Annotated in this window: 17 protein-coding genes; 8 read left to right on the top strand and 9 right to left on the bottom strand. The window is 69.9% G+C overall.

What is annotated here, in order from left to right; genetic code table 11:
• Nucleotides 1-50 precede the first annotated feature (50 nt).
• From EV657_RS10640 to EV657_RS10630, 3 genes are all read left to right on the top strand, one after another.
• Nucleotides 51-689, top strand: a complete 639-nt coding sequence (locus tag EV657_RS10640; protein ID WP_134077861.1) for a ribonuclease HII — start codon at nucleotides 51-53, stop codon at nucleotides 687-689.
• Nucleotides 690-785: 96 nt separating this feature from the next.
• The gene (locus EV657_RS10635) at nucleotides 786-1,880 is read left to right on the top strand and encodes a site-specific DNA-methyltransferase (protein ID WP_108028702.1); all 1,095 of its coding nucleotides are present in this window, start codon (nucleotides 786-788) and stop codon (nucleotides 1,878-1,880) included.
• A gap of 183 nt (nucleotides 1,881-2,063) precedes the next feature.
• Nucleotides 2,064-2,702 (top strand): NAD(P)-dependent oxidoreductase, encoded by a 639-nt coding sequence (locus EV657_RS10630; protein WP_075783903.1) that lies wholly within the window; start codon nucleotides 2,064-2,066, stop codon nucleotides 2,700-2,702.
• A gap of 3 nt (nucleotides 2,703-2,705) precedes the next feature.
• Here the strand turns inward: EV657_RS10630 and EV657_RS10625 are convergent, their stop codons facing one another.
• A complete protein-coding gene (locus EV657_RS10625; RefSeq protein ID WP_113669130.1) occupies nucleotides 2,706-3,782 on the bottom strand; it encodes an A/G-specific adenine glycosylase in 1,077 nt (358 codons plus the stop codon).
• An 85-nt stretch (nucleotides 3,783-3,867) separates the two neighbouring features.
• Here EV657_RS10625 and EV657_RS10620 point away from each other — a divergent pair, with 85 nt between their 5' ends.
• Genes EV657_RS10620 through EV657_RS10610 form a run of 3 tightly spaced genes read left to right on the top strand, consistent with a single transcriptional unit; the run spans nucleotide 3,868 to nucleotide 6,218 of the window.
• Complete coding sequence (locus EV657_RS10620; RefSeq protein WP_113669129.1) at nucleotides 3,868-4,386, top strand: DUF721 domain-containing protein; 519 nt, start codon at nucleotides 3,868-3,870, stop codon at nucleotides 4,384-4,386.
• A gap of 13 nt (nucleotides 4,387-4,399) precedes the next feature.
• Nucleotides 4,400-5,041: a DsbA family protein gene (locus EV657_RS10615; RefSeq protein ID WP_113669128.1), complete on the top strand. Its 642-nt coding sequence runs from the start codon at nucleotides 4,400-4,402 to the stop codon at nucleotides 5,039-5,041.
• Between the two features lie 4 nt (nucleotides 5,042-5,045).
• On the top strand, nucleotides 5,046-6,218 hold the full coding sequence (locus EV657_RS10610; protein WP_134077860.1) for a CaiB/BaiF CoA transferase family protein: 1,173 nt from the start codon (nucleotides 5,046-5,048) through the stop codon (nucleotides 6,216-6,218).
• On the opposite strand, the gene lpxK is transcribed toward EV657_RS10610, so the two are convergent.
• From lpxK to EV657_RS10580, 6 genes are all read right to left on the bottom strand, one after another.
• Nucleotides 6,178-7,176 (bottom strand): tetraacyldisaccharide 4'-kinase, encoded by a 999-nt coding sequence (gene lpxK, locus EV657_RS10605; protein WP_113669126.1) that lies wholly within the window; start codon nucleotides 7,174-7,176, stop codon nucleotides 6,178-6,180. The genes EV657_RS10610 and lpxK overlap by 41 nt on opposite strands.
• Complete coding sequence (locus tag EV657_RS10600) at nucleotides 7,176-8,348, bottom strand: 3-deoxy-D-manno-octulosonic acid transferase (RefSeq protein ID WP_166673690.1); 1,173 nt, start codon at nucleotides 8,346-8,348, stop codon at nucleotides 7,176-7,178. The genes lpxK and EV657_RS10600 overlap by 1 nt, the downstream gene beginning before the upstream one ends.
• A 132-nt stretch (nucleotides 8,349-8,480) precedes the next feature.
• Nucleotides 8,481-8,726: a DUF4170 domain-containing protein gene (locus EV657_RS10595; RefSeq protein WP_075783910.1), complete on the bottom strand. Its 246-nt coding sequence runs from the start codon at nucleotides 8,724-8,726 to the stop codon at nucleotides 8,481-8,483.
• Nucleotides 8,727-8,843: 117 nt separating this feature from the next.
• Nucleotides 8,844-9,617 (bottom strand): inositol monophosphatase family protein, encoded by a 774-nt coding sequence (locus EV657_RS10590; protein WP_134077858.1) that lies wholly within the window; start codon nucleotides 9,615-9,617, stop codon nucleotides 8,844-8,846.
• Complete coding sequence (locus tag EV657_RS10585; RefSeq protein ID WP_134077857.1) at nucleotides 9,604-10,950, bottom strand: TldD/PmbA family protein; 1,347 nt, start codon at nucleotides 10,948-10,950, stop codon at nucleotides 9,604-9,606. Before EV657_RS10585 ends, EV657_RS10590 begins: the two co-directional genes overlap by 14 nt.
• Nucleotides 10,951-11,056: 106 nt before the next feature.
• Nucleotides 11,057-12,559: a DUF2125 domain-containing protein gene (locus EV657_RS10580; protein ID WP_166673689.1), complete on the bottom strand. Its 1,503-nt coding sequence runs from the start codon at nucleotides 12,557-12,559 to the stop codon at nucleotides 11,057-11,059.
• 133 nt (nucleotides 12,560-12,692) lie between these two features.
• On the opposite strand from EV657_RS10580, the gene EV657_RS10575 reads away from it, so the two are divergent.
• Together EV657_RS10575 and EV657_RS10570 are read left to right on the top strand one after the other, a co-directional pair.
• A complete protein-coding gene (locus EV657_RS10575) occupies nucleotides 12,693-13,457 on the top strand; it encodes an SDR family oxidoreductase (RefSeq protein ID WP_113669227.1) in 765 nt (254 codons plus the stop codon).
• On the top strand, nucleotides 13,454-14,080 hold the full coding sequence (locus EV657_RS10570; protein ID WP_113669121.1) for an enoyl-CoA hydratase/isomerase family protein: 627 nt from the start codon (nucleotides 13,454-13,456) through the stop codon (nucleotides 14,078-14,080). Before EV657_RS10575 ends, EV657_RS10570 begins: the two co-directional genes overlap by 4 nt.
• A gap of 9 nt (nucleotides 14,081-14,089) precedes the next feature.
• On the opposite strand, the gene EV657_RS10565 is transcribed toward EV657_RS10570, so the two are convergent.
• Nucleotides 14,090-14,992, bottom strand: a complete 903-nt coding sequence (locus EV657_RS10565; RefSeq protein ID WP_075783916.1) for a DMT family transporter — start codon at nucleotides 14,990-14,992, stop codon at nucleotides 14,090-14,092.
• Between the two features lie 85 nt (nucleotides 14,993-15,077).
• Nucleotides 15,078-15,365, bottom strand: coding sequence for an HU family DNA-binding protein (locus EV657_RS10560; protein WP_075783917.1), 288 nt, complete (start codon nucleotides 15,363-15,365; stop codon nucleotides 15,078-15,080).
• Nucleotides 15,366-15,635: the final 270 nt, after the last annotated feature.

The following is a 15,635-nucleotide window of genomic DNA, read 5'->3' as shown; positions in this document are numbered from 1 at the left end:
TCCCGGGAATGGGCCTTGCCGGGCCGGGCATTTGGCGGTTCTGTTTGCCCATGACGAAGCCCCTTCCCGATTTCACCCTCGAAGCCGAGGCCCTTGCCGGCGGCGCCCGGCTGGTCGCGGGCGTCGACGAGGTCGGCCGCGGTCCGCTGGCAGGCCCGGTGATGGCCGCGGCCGTCTGCCTGACCCCCGACGACATTCCCGACGGTTTGCGCGATTCAAAGACCCTGACCGCGCATCGCCGCGAGGTGCTGGCCGCCGAGATCCGCGCCCGCGCCGCGGTCGGCCTTGGCGAGGCCAGCGCCCGCGAGATCGAAGAAATGAACATCCTGCAAGCCAGCCATCTGGCGATGTGCCGCGCGCTGGCCGCGCTGCCCGCACCGCCCGATCTGGCGCTGATCGACGGCAACAGCCTGCCCAGGGCGCTGCCCTGCCGGGGCATCCGCGTCGTCAAGGGCGATGCGCGCTGCCTGTCGATTGCCGCCGCCTCGATCGTGGCCAAGGTCGCGCGCGACGCGGTCATGGTGGAGCTTGCGCAACAGTATCCGGGCTACGGCTGGGATCATAACGCGGGCTATCCCACGAAAGAACACCTGCGCGCTCTCCGAGATATGGGGGTCAGCCCACACCATAGGCGTTCGTTCAAGCCTGTATACAATATCTTGTGGCAAGATAAATCCATAAGTCCCTGATTCAAAAAAGAAATTGACGGCGAATCGGGTATGACTCACATTGTCCTTACACAAAGGACGCCGAAGAACGGCGCGAAGCGAGGCAGTGTGACGACGATGACCAGAACGAAGGGGGCGCTTACGCTCCCGCTCAATACCATTTTGCCCGGCGACTGCATCGAGGCGATGAACGGCCTGCCTGAGGCATCGGTCGATCTGGTCTTTGCGGACCCGCCTTATAACCTGCAGCTCAAGGGCGATCTGCATCGCCCCGACAATTCCAAGGTCGATGCGGTCGACGACCATTGGGACCAGTTCGACAGCTTTGCGGCCTATGACCGCTTTACCCATGACTGGCTGGCCGCCGCGCGCCGGGTGCTGAAACCGACGGGCGCGATCTGGGTGATCGGCAGCTATCACAACGTCTTCCGCATGGGCGCCGAGTTGCAGAACCAGGGCTTCTGGATCCTCAATGACGTGGTCTGGCGCAAGTCGAACCCGATGCCGAATTTCCGCGGCAAGCGGCTGACCAACGCCCATGAGACGCTGATCTGGGCCTCGAAATCGGAAGGCGCGAAATACACCTTCAATTACGAGGCGCTGAAATCGCTGAACGAGGGTGTGCAGATGCGTTCGGACTGGGTGCTGCCGATCTGCACCGGACACGAACGCCTGAAGGACGAGAATGGCGACAAGGCGCATCCGACGCAAAAGCCTGAATCGCTTCTGCACCGGGTGCTGCTGGCCACGACCAATCCGGGCGATGTGGTGCTTGACCCGTTCTTCGGCACCGGCACCACCGGCGCGGTCGCCAAGATGCTGGGCCGCGACTTCATCGGCATCGAACGCGAAGAGGCCTATCGCAAGGTGGCCGAGCGGCGGCTGGCCAAGGTGCGCAAGTTCGACCGCGAGGCGCTGGTCGTCTCGGCCTCGAAACGCGCCGAGCCGCGCATTCCCTTCGGCCAGCTGGTCGAGCGCGGGCTGTTGCGCCCGGGCGAGGTGCTGATCTCGCCGCGCGGCAAGACCGCCAAGGTGCGGGCCGACGGCACGCTGGTCGGCGAGGCGGTGACCGGCTCGATCCATCAGGTGGGCGCCGCACTGGAAGGCGCGCCAAGCTGCAACGGCTGGACCTACTGGCACTACCGGCGCGAGGGGCAGACGGTCCCGATCGACGTGCTGCGCCAGCAGATCCGCGCCCAGCTTCACGACTGAGGCAAGGACAGTCGCCCCCGTGCCCGTCAGGGGCGCGGGGCGCGGCCTTGCGCTGCTTTGACCGGGCATCGTTCTCCTGGCGGACCTCGCCAGTGGTCGCGGCAGGCGGAATGCCGCTGTCTTTCCTCCGTTTCCTGTCAGAACCGGTCCGGCGCGCCTATCTGGTACCAGAGGAGGTGACGCATGAAACTGTTGGTGATCGGAGCAAGCAAGGGGATCGGGCTCGAGACGGTGCGCTATGCGCTGGGTCGGGGCCATGACGTCCGCGCCTTCGCGCGGCGCGCCGAAGGCATCGCGATCGACGATCCGAAGCTGGAAAAAGTGACCGGCGACGCGGGCGACGCGGCCGCGGTCAAGGCGGCGGTCCAGGGCGTCGATGCGGTAGTCATGACGCTGGGCCTGCCGAAGACGCTGCCCGCGATGATGCGGAAGACCACGCTTTTCTCGGACGCGACGCGGGTGCTGTTACCGGCAATGAAATCGTCCGGGGTGCGGCGGCTGCTGGCCGTCACGGGCTTTGGCGCGGGCGACAGCAAGGCGAAAATGAGCACGGTCGAAAAGCTGGGCTTCAAGGCCCTGCTGGAACGGGCCTATGCCGACAAGACCGCGCAGGAGCGGCTGATCCGCGAGTCCGGGCTGGACTGGACCATCGCCCGGCCCGGCATCCTGACCTCGACCGCGCCCAGCCATGCCTATGATGTGCTGGTCGAGCCCGAGACCTGGCATAACGGGCTGATCTCGCGCGGGGATGTGGCGCATTTCCTGGTGCATGCCGCCGAGGATGCCAGCCATATCGGCGAAGCGCCGGTGCTGATCCGCTGACCCTCAGCCCCGGGCGTTCCCGGGCGGATCGAAGGCCGGGCGCGCAAGGTCGAAGGCCTTGCGCATCACCGTCGGCAGGTCCGACGGCCGGAACGCGGCGGGCGCGAGAAACTGCCCGCGATCCGGAATGCAGTCCACGGGAAGATCGACCACCCAGAGATCGAGCCTCAGGTGAAAATGGGTGAATGTGTGCCGCACCTCCGCCCCCAGCGGGCGCCAGTCGGCCTCGGCGGGCGGAGCGGGAAAAGGCTCTGTTTCGGCCCAATCGCTGCCGGGCCAGCCCAGCATGCCGCCCAGAAGCCCGGTCTCGGGGCGGCGTTCCAGAAGCCAGGCGCCATCGGTCCGCCGCCCCAGATAGGCCCGCCCCAGCCGGGTCGGCTTGGGCGTCTTCGGCAGCTTGCGGGGCAGCGCGGCGGCGATGCCCTCGGCGCGGGCGAGGCACGGCGCGCGCCAGGGGCAGATCCCGCAGGCGGGGTTCCGGGGCGTGCAGATCGTGGCGCCCAGATCCATCACCGCCTGGGCGTGATCGCCGGGCCTTTCGGGAGGCGTCAGCCGGGCCGCCAGCGCCGTCAGGTCGGGCTTGGCGGTCGGCAGCGGCGTCTCGACCGCGAAGAGCCGGGACATCACCCGTTCGACATTGCCGTCGACCACGGTTTCGGGCCGGTCGAAGGCGATGGCCGCGATGGCCGCCGCCGTATAGGGACCGATCCCCGGCAATGCCAGCAGTGCCGCGCGGCTGTCGGGAAACCGCCCGCCATGGTCGGCGGCGACGGCGCGGGCGCATTTCAGAAGGTTCCGCGCCCGGGCGTAATAGCCAAGCCCCGCCCATTCGCCCATCACCCGGGCGTCCTCGGCCGCGGCCAGCGCCCCCACATCGGGCCAGAGCGTCGTGAAGCGGTGGAAATAGTCCTTCACCGCCGCGACGGTGGTCTGCTGCAGCATCACCTCGGACATCCAGACCCGGTAGGGATCGGGCCGTTCGCCCGCCTTGCGCGCCGCCGGGCCGACCCGCCAGGGCAACTCGCGCGCATGGATGTCGTACCAGGCCAGAAGCTCGGCACTCAACTCGTCGTCACGCAATCTTTATGCTCCCGCCCGGGTCATTTGTCTGGCTGGCCGCCCTGCCGCCGAATAAGGTAGGTCAGGGACCGGGAAATTGACAGGGATGCAGGGAAAAGCCGACCAGAACAGCCGGCGCAGACGCGGGTTCGAAAGAGCCTCGGCGCTGCTTGAGGGACGCATCCGGCGCGTGGGCGAGAAACGCGGCTTTGCGGTCGCGCGGCTTCTGACCCACTGGCCCGAGGTGGTCGGCGACGAGACCGCCCGGATCTGCCGCCCGGTCGAGGTCCGCTATGGCCGCGACGGCTTTGGCGCAACGCTGACCCTGCTGACCACCGGCGCCCATGCGCCGTTGCTGGACATGCAGAAGGACGCCCTCCGCGAGAAGGTGAACGCCTGCTACGGCTATGCCGCCATCGCCCGCATCCGCCTGACCCAGACCGCACCGACGGGCTTTGCCGAGGGCCAGGCGACCTTCGCCCCTGCCCCGAAGCCGCCCGCGCCTGCCCCCGATCCCCGGACCGCCGCCGCCGCGTCGGATCTGGCGGTCGAGGTCCGGGACGAGGGGCTGCGCGCCGCCCTGCAAGACCTCGGGACCAGGGTTCTGTCCCGTTCGAAACGCTAAGGAGACCGCTTCGATGATCCGCAAACTGACGCTGTCCTTCGGGCTGGCCGCGCTGACCACTCTGGGTCTGGGCCTTGCCCCGGCCTCGGCGCCGCTGCTGTCCTCTGCCGCCTGGGCCGAGGAGACGCCCGATGTGACCCCCTTCACCATGGGCGACCCGAACGCGCCGATCGAGCTGGAGGAGTTCGCCTCCTTCACCTGCGGCCACTGCGCGCATTTCCATGAGGACGTCTTCAAGCGCCTGAAGGCCGATTACATCGACACCGGCAAGGTCCATTTCACCTATCACGAGGTCTACTGGGACCCCTACGCGGTCTGGGCCGGTCTTCTGGCGCGCTGCGGCGGCGAGATGCGGTTCTTCGGCATCGTCTCGATGCTGTACGAGAAGCAGAAGGACTGGATCGACCCGAAGGACCCGCAGAAGACCTCGGAAAACCTGCGCCGGATCGGCCAGACCGCGGGGCTCAGCGAGGATGCGATGAACCAGTGCCTCAGCGATGCCGCGCTGGCCAAGGCGCTCAGCGAGACCTCGGACAAGACGGTCGATGCGGCCGGTGTCACCGGCACGCCCGCGATGGTGATCGACGGGCAGCTTTACAAGAACATGAGCTATCGCGACCTCAAGAAGATCCTCGACGAGAAGCTGGCCGGCTGAGCCGATGGCGGCCCCGCTTTCAGGTCTGAAGGTTGTCGAACTGGCGCGGATTCTGGCCGGCCCATGGGCGGGCCAGATCCTGGCCGATCTCGGCGCCGAGGTGATCAAGGTCGAGGCCCCCGAGGGCGACGACACTCGCCGCTGGGGGCCGCCCTTCGTCACCCGCGACGACGGCGTCCGCGAGGCGGCCTATTTCCACGCCTGCAATCGCGGCAAGCGGTCCGTGGCGGCCGATTTCCGCACCCCCGAGGGCCAGGCGCTGGTCCGCGCGCTGGTGGCCGAGGCCGATATCGTCATCGAGAATTTCAAGGTCGGCGGGCTTGCCAAATACGGGCTCGACTATGCCGGGCTGTCGGCGATCAATCCGCGGCTGATCTATTGCTCGATCACCGGCTTCGGGCAGGACGGGCCCTATGCCCATCGCGCGGGCTATGACTACATCATCCAGGGCATGTCGGGGCTGATGTCGATCACCGGCGAGGTCGACGGCCAGCCGCAACGGGTCGGCGTCGCGGTCGCGGATGTCTTCACCGGCATCTATGCCGCGACCGCGATCCTTGCGGCCGTGCATCAGCGGGCCGAAACCGGCCAGGGCCAGCAGATCGACATGGCGCTCTTCGACGTGGCGACCGCGATCACCGCCAATCAGGCGATGAACTACCTGACCACCGGCACCCCGCCCGGCCGGATGGGCAATACCCATCCCAATCTCGCGCCCTATCAGGTCTTCGACTGTGCCGACGGGCATGCCATCGTCGCGGTCGGCAATGACGCGCAATTCGGCAGGCTCTGCGACCTTCTGAACCTGCCCGAGCTGGCCGAAGACCCGCGCTTTGCGACCAATGCCGACCGGGTCGCCCATCGCGAGGCGCTGACCGCCGCCCTGACCGAGGCGACGCGGGCACGGACCAAGGCCGATCTGCTGGCCGCCTGCGAGGCCCGGGGTGTCCCCGCCGGGCCGATCAACCGCATGGACGAGGTCTTTGCGGATCCGCAGATCCGCCATCGCGGTCTGGTGGTCGAGAATGACGGCCTGCCGGGCGTGCGCACGCCGATCCGGTTTTCCGAGGCCGAGCTGACCCTGGACCGGCCCGCCCCGCGGCTCGATCAGGACGGGCCCGAGATCAGGGCGGCGCTCAGCGACCCAGCCCCAGCCGGTCGAAGGCCGCGTCGATAGCGCCCCAGTCGTCCAGCTCCAGCCGCACCGGCAGGGTCAGCACCTTCTGACGAAAGCTCGCGGGCAGCCGCACCGCGTCCTTCTCGGTGGTGACAAGCTGCGCGCCCAGCAGCTTCGCCTCGGTCTCGAGCCGGGTCATCAGCGCAGGCGTCAGCGGCTGGTGATCGTCCAGCGCCTCGGCCCGCAACAGATCTGCGCCGAGGCCTCTGAGCGTCGCGAAGAACTTCTCGGGATGGCCGATCCCGGCAAAGGCCAGTGCCCGGAGCCCCTGCCAGTCCATGCCCGTGGGCAAGGGATGCAGGGCCCCCGCGAGGCGCGGCACATGGATCTCGCGGCCCCAGGTCTCGGTGAACTGGCGTTGCGCGGTCCCGGTGCCGATCGACAAAAGCAGATCGGCCCGGCGCATGCCCGCGGCGACCGGCTCGCGCAGCGGCCCGGCCGGGATGGTGCGGCCATTGCCGAAGCCCTTGGCGGCATCGACCACCACCAGCGACAGATCGGGGGCCAGCGCGGGGTTCTGGAACCCGTCATCGAGCAGGATCGCCTCGGCCCCGGCCGCCACGGCAGCCCGTGCGCCCTCGGCCCGGTCGCGGGCCACCCAGACCGGCGCGAAGGCCGCGATCAGCAGCGGCTCGTCGCCGACATCGGCCGCGTCATGGGCGCGCTCCTCGACCCGGACCGGCCCGGTCAGCCGGCCGCCATGACCCCGGCTGACCACATGCACCGCGACGCCGCGCGCGATCAGCCGCATCGCCAGCGCGATCACCGTGGGCGTCTTGCCGGTGCCGCCCGCATTGATGTTGCCGACGCAGATCACCGGCACGCCCACCCGCGCGCGCGGCCCCTTGGCCAGCCGCCGGGCCGTGGCGCGGGCATAAAGCCGTCCCAGCGGACCCAGCACGCGGGCCGTCAGACCCGGCCGGTCGGGGGACGCGTACCAGAAGGCCGGAGCCTGCATCAGACCGCCTCGGCGATGTCGAGTGCCTCGATCATCCGGCGCACGACACGCTCGGTCGCCATCGTGCCCTGGGTCGAGACCTCCCAGGCGGCGCGGGCCATCGCGGCGGCACGGTCGGGGGCCAGCACATCGACCAGGACCTCGGCCATCGATCCTGCGTCCTGCACCGTGCGGGTCGCCAGCGCGTTCGACAGCCGCCGGTAGTGGTCGGGATAGGCCCCGGTCGCGGGGCCGTGCAGGATCGCCGAGCCCAGCGCCGCCGCCCGGTAAGGATCGGGGCCGGTATTCGCCCCGAGCGTGCCGCCCAGAAAGGTCACCGGTGCCAGCCGGAGCCAGAGCCCCAGCTCGCCCTCGGTATCGGCGACATAGATCTGGGTTTCGGCCGAGGGTTCCTCATCGTCGGATCTCAGCGCCACATCCCAGCCATCCTCGCGCAAACCGGCGGCCAGCGCCGGGCCGCGGGCCGGGTCCTCGGGAGCAAGGATCATCAGCAGGCGATGCGCAAAGCGCGTGGCCGCGGCATGCCCAGCGATCACGACCGGCTCCTCGGCTGCGGGAACGCCCGCCGCAAGCCAGGCCGGACGCCCGCCCATCAGCCCGGCCAGCACGTCGCGCTCGGCCTCGCTGCAGCCCAGAACCGCGCTGCCTTCGGACAGCGGCCCGCAGGGGCTGATCTGCCAGCGCGGCAAGCCCAGCGCGCGCAGTTCTCCGGCGGTGCCGGGGCTCTGGGCAAAGATCCGGTCGAACCGGCGCAACAGACGCCGGGTACCGCCGATCCCGACCCGCCAGCGGCTGTGCCAGGCGCGCGGCAGGTCGCGCGTGATCAGGAAAAGCGCGGTGCCCCGGGCATGGGTCAGCGAGATCAGCGTCGAGGGCAGATGATCGGGGTAGAAGACCGCAAGGTCCGGCCGCCACAGCTCGAGAAAGGCCGACACCGCCCGATGCCCGTCGGCGGGCGCGACGGTCCCGTTCGCCTGCGGCAGGCCGCGCGCCGCATCCACCCAGAGCGGGGGCGCATCGATGCCGGTCACCAGGACCCTCAGCGCGGGCTTTTCACGCGCCAGTTCGCGGATCAGCTCCACCGCCGCGGCCTGTTCGTCGGGCGGCGGGTTGTGCAGCCACAAGAGAGGCCCCGCGGCGGCGGTCCCGGAGTCCGCTTCCGCGCCCGGCACGGCATGCGTCCTGCGTGCCCCGGCGCCCGATCCGGCCTCCGGGTCCGGGGTCCAGGCCCTCTCCGGGCCAGGGTCGGCGCCGGTCATGGCCATGCTCGCGGGGGCGGTCGCCGTCATCGGTACGGGTCTGGATCAGGCGCCCAGCTCTTCGGTCGGGCCGGCTTCGACCTCCTCGTCGCGCAGGCGGTGAATATGGGCGATGAAATAGCGCATATGGGCATTGTCCACGGTGCGGTGGGCCTCGGCCTTCCAGGCGTTGTAGGCGGACTCGTAGTTCGGGTACATTCCAACGATATGAATGTCGTCGACGTTCTTGAAAACGGTATGCGTCGGATCGACGAGTTCCCCGCCGAAGACGAGGTGCAGGCGCTGGGTCATCTTGAGCCTCCGGATTGTTCCCTTCCGTCCGCGCGCACCCTAGACCAAGCCCGGGCGCGGCGGAAGGCCACATCGCCCGCCAAAGGCCCCGTGCGGACCAGGTGCGGGCCGCTCCGGTCAGGCCAGCCGCGACAGGATCTCGGCATGCAGCGCGGGCGGCGCGGCGACGATCCCGCGCGACAGCGGCGGCGCGGTGTTGTAGATCAGCGGACAGCCGCCAAGGTCGGTGACGGCGGCCCCGGCCTCGGTCAGGATCAGGCTGCCCGCCGCGGTATCCCAGTGCCAGCTGTCGCGGATCGTCAGCATCGCGTCGTAGCGGCCCTCGGCCACCAGGCACAGCCGGTAGGCCAGCGAGGCGCGCAGGGCGCGATGCACATGCGGCACCGGCCCGTCCCAATGTTCGGGGTCGAGCGCAGGCCGCGTCGCCAGGACCGAGGCCCCGTCAAGCGCGCTGCGCGCGCTGGGGCGGATCGAGGCACCGTTGAGATAGGCGCCGCCACCCCGGATCGCCGAATAAAGCTTGTCGCGCATGGGCAGGAACACGACCGCCGCGACCACGCGCCCGGCCTCGGCCACCGCGAGCGCATGGGCAAAGCTGCGATCGCCCTCCAGAAAGGCGCGGGTGCCGTCGATCGGGTCGACGATGAAGACCCGTTCGGCGCCAAGCCGGGCCGGATCGTCCTCGGTCTCTTCCGACAGCCAGCCATAGCCCGGCCGGGCTGCGGTCAGCATCTGCCGGAGGCGACGGTCGATGGCGATGTCGGCTTCCGAGACCGGGCCCTGATGGCCGGGCTTTTCCCAGGTCTCGGGGGAGGTGCGCCAGTAGCGGCGGGCAAGCTGTCCGGCCTCAAGGGCTGCCGTGGTCAGCAGCGCGAGGTCAAGCGCCGGCAAGCGTCATCCCCTCGACCAGCAGGCTGGGGACGCGGCGCGACAGGTGATCGCGGGCGTCATTCGCGGGCCGCAGGCGGCGCAGCATCTCGGGCAGCTTTCCGGCGATGGTGCATTCGTTGACCGGATAGGCGATCTGGCCGTTCTCGACCCAGAACCCCGAGGCGCCGCGCGAATAGTCGCCCGTGGTCGGGTTGATGGTGCTGCCGATCAGCGAGGTCACCAGAAGCCCGGTGCCCATCTCGGAGATCAGCGCCTCGCGACCGGCCTCGCCCGGGGTCAGGGTGACGTTGCCCGCCGCCGGAGAGGGCGGCGCCGAGACCGACCGCACCGCATTGCCGGTGCTTTCCATGCCCAGCTTGCGGGCCGACCCGAGGTCCAGCACCCAGCCGGTCAGCACGCCGTTCTCGACCAGCGCGCGGCGTGCCGTGGGCAGACCCTCGGCGTCGAACGGGCGCGACCCGGCGATCCGCGGCCGGTGCGGGTCCTCGATCAGCGACAGGGCGGGCGGCAGCACCTCGCGGCCCAGCAGATCGCGCGCCCAGGACCCGCCGCGCACGATGGCGCCGCCATTGATCGCCGACAACAGATGCCCGATCAGAGAGGCCGAGATGCGTTCGTCGAACAGCACCGGATAGGCGCCGGTCCGGGGCCGCCGCGCACCCGCCAGTGCCGCCGCGCGTTCGCCCGCGATCCGGCCGATTTCGTCGGGCGCGGGCAGTTCGGCCTGAAAGGTCCGCATCTCGGAATGCCAGTCACGCTCCATGCCGCTGCCCTCGCCGCTGATCGCGACGCAGGAGACCGAGCGGCTGGTGCGGGCATAGCCGCCGGAAAACCCGTTGCTGGCCGCCAGCACCATCCGGCGGTGACCGTAACCGGCGCTGGCCGACTGTACCTGCGCCACGCCCGGCACGGCACGGGCCGCGGCTTCGGCGCGGCGGGCGTCGTCTTCCAGCGCCGCCGGATCGGGCTCGGGGGACGGGTCGGCCAGATCGAGCGCATCGGCATCGCGGCGCCCGGCCAGCTGGGCCGGGTCGGCCAGCCCCACGGTCGCGTCCTCGGGGGCCTCGCGCGCCATCGCCACGGCACGGGCGGCCATCTCGGCCAGGGTTTCCGGGCGGCTGTCAGAGGCCGACACGCAGGCCTGCCGCCGTCCGATCAGCACCCGAAGCCCCAGTTCGATCCCTTCCGACCGTTCCGCCTGTTCCAGCCGTCCGGCGCGCACGTCGATCGACAGCGAGGTGCCCTCGGTCACCAGCGCATCGGCGGCCTCGGCACCGGCCTTGCGGGCGGCATCGAGCAGGGCCTCGGTCAGCGACGGGATGGGATCGGACATGGGGCCTCCGGAGCGTGGATCTTGGGGTCTGCTAATAGGGACGACCTGCCCACGCAAGACGGCGCGGGCAGGTCGCAAAGCGGTCGGACGGGTCGCGTCGGCCGGCTCAGCGCAGCCGCTGGCCGTTCGCGAGGACCTGGCCCTGTCCGTTGACGGTGATCTCCGAGACCATCGTGTCGGGGCCGTCGCCGGGTCGGGCGAACATGCCCATCATCATGCGCAGCCCCATCGCCTGATCCTGCGGGATGAGCCCCATCGCGACCAGCTTGTCCATCAGCCCGTTACCGCCCGCCAGCCGGAGCGACAGCGTGCCCTCGGGCCGCGCGATGCCGCTGAAGGTCACCTTGTCGGCGTTGTCGAAGGTGAAATCGCCCGATCCGGTCAGGTCGGCGCCAGCGACCTGCAGCCGCAGATCCTTGACGTTCAGCGCATGCAGCTCGGCCGGGACGTCGTCGCTGGACGCGATCGCCGGGTCGGTCAGATCGGCCAGCCAGCGCGCCTTGCCCGCCAGATCGACGATCAGCGTCGCCGGATCGCGCGGCAGCTGGCCGGTCGGATCGAACAGCGCCCAGACCTCCTTGCTGACCGTCACCCCGGCAAGCCGCAGCCCCAGCCCGAAATCGGCCGGGGTCTCGGTCTGCATCAGCGGCATCTCGAAATGCAAGCCGGTCTCGGCCATCTGCAGCTCGACCTGCGGCATCGGCAGTTGCGGCGTCGACAGGGCGACGCGGGTGTCCTTGCCGGTCACATCATAGGTCATGCCCGTCCCGCCCAGATCGAAGCCGATCCGGCCGGAATTGGCCGAGACCTCGACATGGGTCGGGTCGCCCTTCTCGGTCACATCGAGCGTGTAGCCCATGGCACCATGGGTCAGTGCGCCCTGCGAGGTGAACCCGGCCCGCAGCATCTGGCCCAGCTGGGTCGGATCGCCGCCGACCGGCATCCGGCTGTCCGAGCTCGAGTCGATGTCATGCACGCTGCCGACAAGGGTGACCTGCGTTCCGTCGGCGGGATCGGTCGCGGCAAAGTCGATCTGGACCCGATCAGCCTCGAAGCCGCTTTCGAAGGTCCGCATGCCGCCCTGGCTCTGGGCATAATGGCCGGTCATGCCGAACACCGTCATCCGGGCCTGCACATCGACCGGCTTGCCCCCGCTGACGCGATCCAGCGTCAGCGTTACCTCGGGCGCGGTGACGTCCTGTTTCAGCGCCTCAGGCGTGCCGCTCGCCACCATCTCGAAACCGGGCTGCCGCAAGGTGAAGTCGAGCGCGGTCACGTGCCCGTCCGCGTTGCGGGTTTCGACCGTCAGCGGATGGGTCTCGGGCATCCGGATCTCGACGCTGCCGTCGCCGCGTTCGGCGAAGGCGACCTGACCCAGCCCCACCCGGACCGACCCGCCCTGCCCGTCTTTGCTTGCGACCTGCAGGTCCTCGACCGTCAGCGTGGTGCCGCTGCGGCTTTCGCGGCCGGTCATGCTTTGACCCGAGCCCTGGGCGATGGCCTTCCAGGCCGCCCAGACCTGATCGGCTGTCACATCGGCCGACGCGGGCAGGGCCAGGCCGAACGCGGCGGCGATGGCCAGGGCAGAGGCCGTTTTCAGGGACGTCATGGCAAACCTTTCATCCTGAGGATTTGGCGCAAACATCGGTGCTGGGTCGGAGCAAGTCAACGGCACGTTGTGCTGGCGCGCCGCGGCCGGGCGGGATAGACCTTGGGGTCGCAGACCGTCGAGGGAGGGCACCATGACCGACATGACAGGCAAGAGCGTCCTGATCACCGGGGCGAGCCGGGGCATCGGGGCGGCGGCCGCCCGGGCCTTTGCCGAGGCAGGGGCGCATGTGGCGCTGGCCGCGCGCAGCGAGGAGGCCATCGCCACCATCGCGCAGGAAATCGCCGAAACCGGCCCGCGCGCCATCGCCATCGGCTGCGACGTGGCCGAGTTCGGACAGGTTGCCGACGCGGTGCGCACGACCGTTCAAGCTTTCGGGAGGATCGACGTTCTGGTGAACAATGCCGCCGTGATCGAGCCCATCGGGCGGCTCGACGCGGTCGATCCAGAGGACTGGTCGAAGGCCATCGACATCAACGTCAAGGGCGTCTTCCACGGTATCCGCGCCGCGCTGCCGGTGATGGCGGCGATGGGCGGCGGCACCATTCTCAGCATCGGGTCGGGCGCCGCGACCAGCCCGCTGGAGGGTTGGAGCGCCTATTGCACCTCGAAGGCGGCGGTGGCGATGCTGACCAGATGCGCCGATCACGAGGGCCGCGGCCAGGGGGTGCGGGCGCTGGCGCTGTCGCCCGGCACGGTGGCGACCGACATGCAGAAGACCATCCGCGACAGCGGGGTGAACCCGGTCAGCCGTCTCGACTGGTCCGAGCACATCCCGCCGGCCTGGCCCGCGCAGGCGCTGATCTGGATGTGCGGCCCCGATGCCGACGAGTTCCTCGGCCAGCAGGTGTCGCTGCGCGAACGCGCGATCCGGCGCCGCGTGGGGCTGCCGACATGATCGGGCTCCGGCGCGAGGGCGGTCTGTGGACCGTGACCCTGACCCGGCCCGAAAAGGCCAATTCGCTGACCCGCGACATGCTGGTCCGGCTTGAGGAAATCGCGCTTGAGGCCCAGGCCGAGGGCGTGGCCGTCCTGGTGCTGACCGGCGAGGGCAAGGTGTTCTCGGCCGGGGCCGATCTGGACGAGGCGCGGGCGGGGCTCGCGACCGACGGGGTCTGGGAACGGGTCTCGGCCGCCATTGCCGGGCTCGACGCGCTGACCGTCGCGGCGCTGAACGGCACGCTGGCGGGGGGCGCCTTCGGGATGGCGCTGGCCTGCGATCTCAGGATCGCGGTGCCCGAGGCGAAGTTCTTCTACCCGGTGATGAAGCTCGGCTTCCTGCCCCAGCCCTCGGACCCCGGGCGGCTGGCGGCACTGATCGGTCCGTCCCGGGCCAAGCTGGTCCTGATGGGCGGCGCGAAGCTGTCGGCCGACGAGGCGCTGGCCTTCGGTCTGGTCGACCGGCTGGTCCCGCGCGAGGACCTGATGGCGGCGGTAACCGACCTGACCGCCGACGCTCTGGCCGCCCGGGCCGAGCATCGCGCCGCGATCAAGGCGCTCTGCGGCGGGCGCCGGGGTTAGGCCCGGCGGTCAGGACCCGTCCCGGCCTTTGGCCGGGGCCGCCGCCGGTCCCTGTTTCGACAGCTGCACCGCCAGAATCCCGGCCATCACGATGGCGACACCCGCGATGTCCGCCGGGCCGAGCCGTTCGCCCAGCAGAAACGCCGCGATGCCGACGCCGAAGAACGGGCTGAGAAAATGGAAGGTCGCCGCGCGGACCGCGCCGACCCGGCGCACCAGCAGGAACCAGATCCACGTGGCCACCAGGCTTGGGAAAACGACGGTATAGGAGAACGCGAAGATCAGCGGCCAGGTCCAGTCGATCTCCCAGCGCTCGCCAGTCAGGACCGCAGCCAGCGCCAGCGCCGCCGCGCCCACCAGCATCTGCAGCCCGACGATCATCAGCAGGTTGCCGCCCGACGACGCCGTGCGGACCGCCAGCGTGGCCACGGTCAGCGCCAGCACCCCGGCCAGGGTCAGCCCCAGCCCCAGCGGATCGACCCCGCCCGAGATCCGGCTGCCCATGATCACGGCGACCCCCGCGAAGCCCACGGCAAGGCCCAGCGCCCCGAGCGGCCGCAGCCGCTGGCCCAGCGCGATCCAGCCGAACAGCGCCACCAGCAGCGGCATGCTCGAGGCGACGATTGCCGCCATCGAGGCCTCGAGCGTCTGCATCGCGACATAGTTGAGCCCAAGATACAGCGCGTTCTGGCTGAGCCCGAAGACCAGCGTGCCCTGCCATTGCGGCCGGGTCAGCCGCCAGCTTTGCCCCAGCGCCAGCGCGATGCCGACGCCGATCAGCCCCGAGACCAGAAAGCGCAGGCACAGCGCCGTCAGCGGCGGCGCCGCCCCGACGATGATCCGCCCCGAACTGAAGGCCGAGGCCCAGATGAAGGCGAAGGCCAGTCCCATCGCCAGTGCGCGGATGTCCATTCCCCCTCCCGGGATGACGCCCAAACAAAAGGGCCGCCCCACGGGGCGACCCTCGATCCCATCGGCCGTGAAGCCGTACGGCGGGTCAGCCGTTCACGCTGTCCTTCAGGGCCTTGGCGATGGTGACTTTCACCACCTTGTCGGAGTCCTTCTTGAACTGCTCGCCGGTGGCCGGGTTGCGCACCATGCGTTCGGGGCGCTCGCGGCAGTAGATCTTGCCCACGCCGGGCAGGGTCACCGAGCCGCCGGCCGCCACCTCGCGGGTGATGATTGCCGTCATCGCATCGAGGGCGGCAGAGGCAGTTTTCTTGTCGGCCTCCATCTCCTCGGCGAGGGCCGCAACCAGCTGGGTCTTGGTCATGGGTTTGGCCATGTATGGTCTCCTCGTTCCTGCCCTCTGTTGGGGCTGATCCGGCCTACTTAACTCGGTCTTGCGGTCCCACACAACCATTTGTGGGGGGCACAGCCGTATTTCATAGCGCTCTGCGACCGTTTTTCCCCGCATCGGCGGCGATGCGCAAGCCGAAGCGCATCGCGGCGGCACTTTTCCGCGCCACGGGGCCGCCCGAGAAGCGCCAGAGCCTCGGGACCACCCCGGCCGAGGCGGCAATCGCCCGCCCCGAAGCGCTGGCAATGGGGGGCG

Source organism: Rhodovulum visakhapatnamense (assembly GCF_004365965.1).
In the GTDB taxonomy this organism is placed as follows: domain Bacteria; phylum Pseudomonadota; class Alphaproteobacteria; order Rhodobacterales; family Rhodobacteraceae; genus Rhodovulum; species Rhodovulum visakhapatnamense.
Note: the sequence above shows the minus strand (reverse complement) of the source record. Positions and strands in the feature narration are given on the sequence as shown.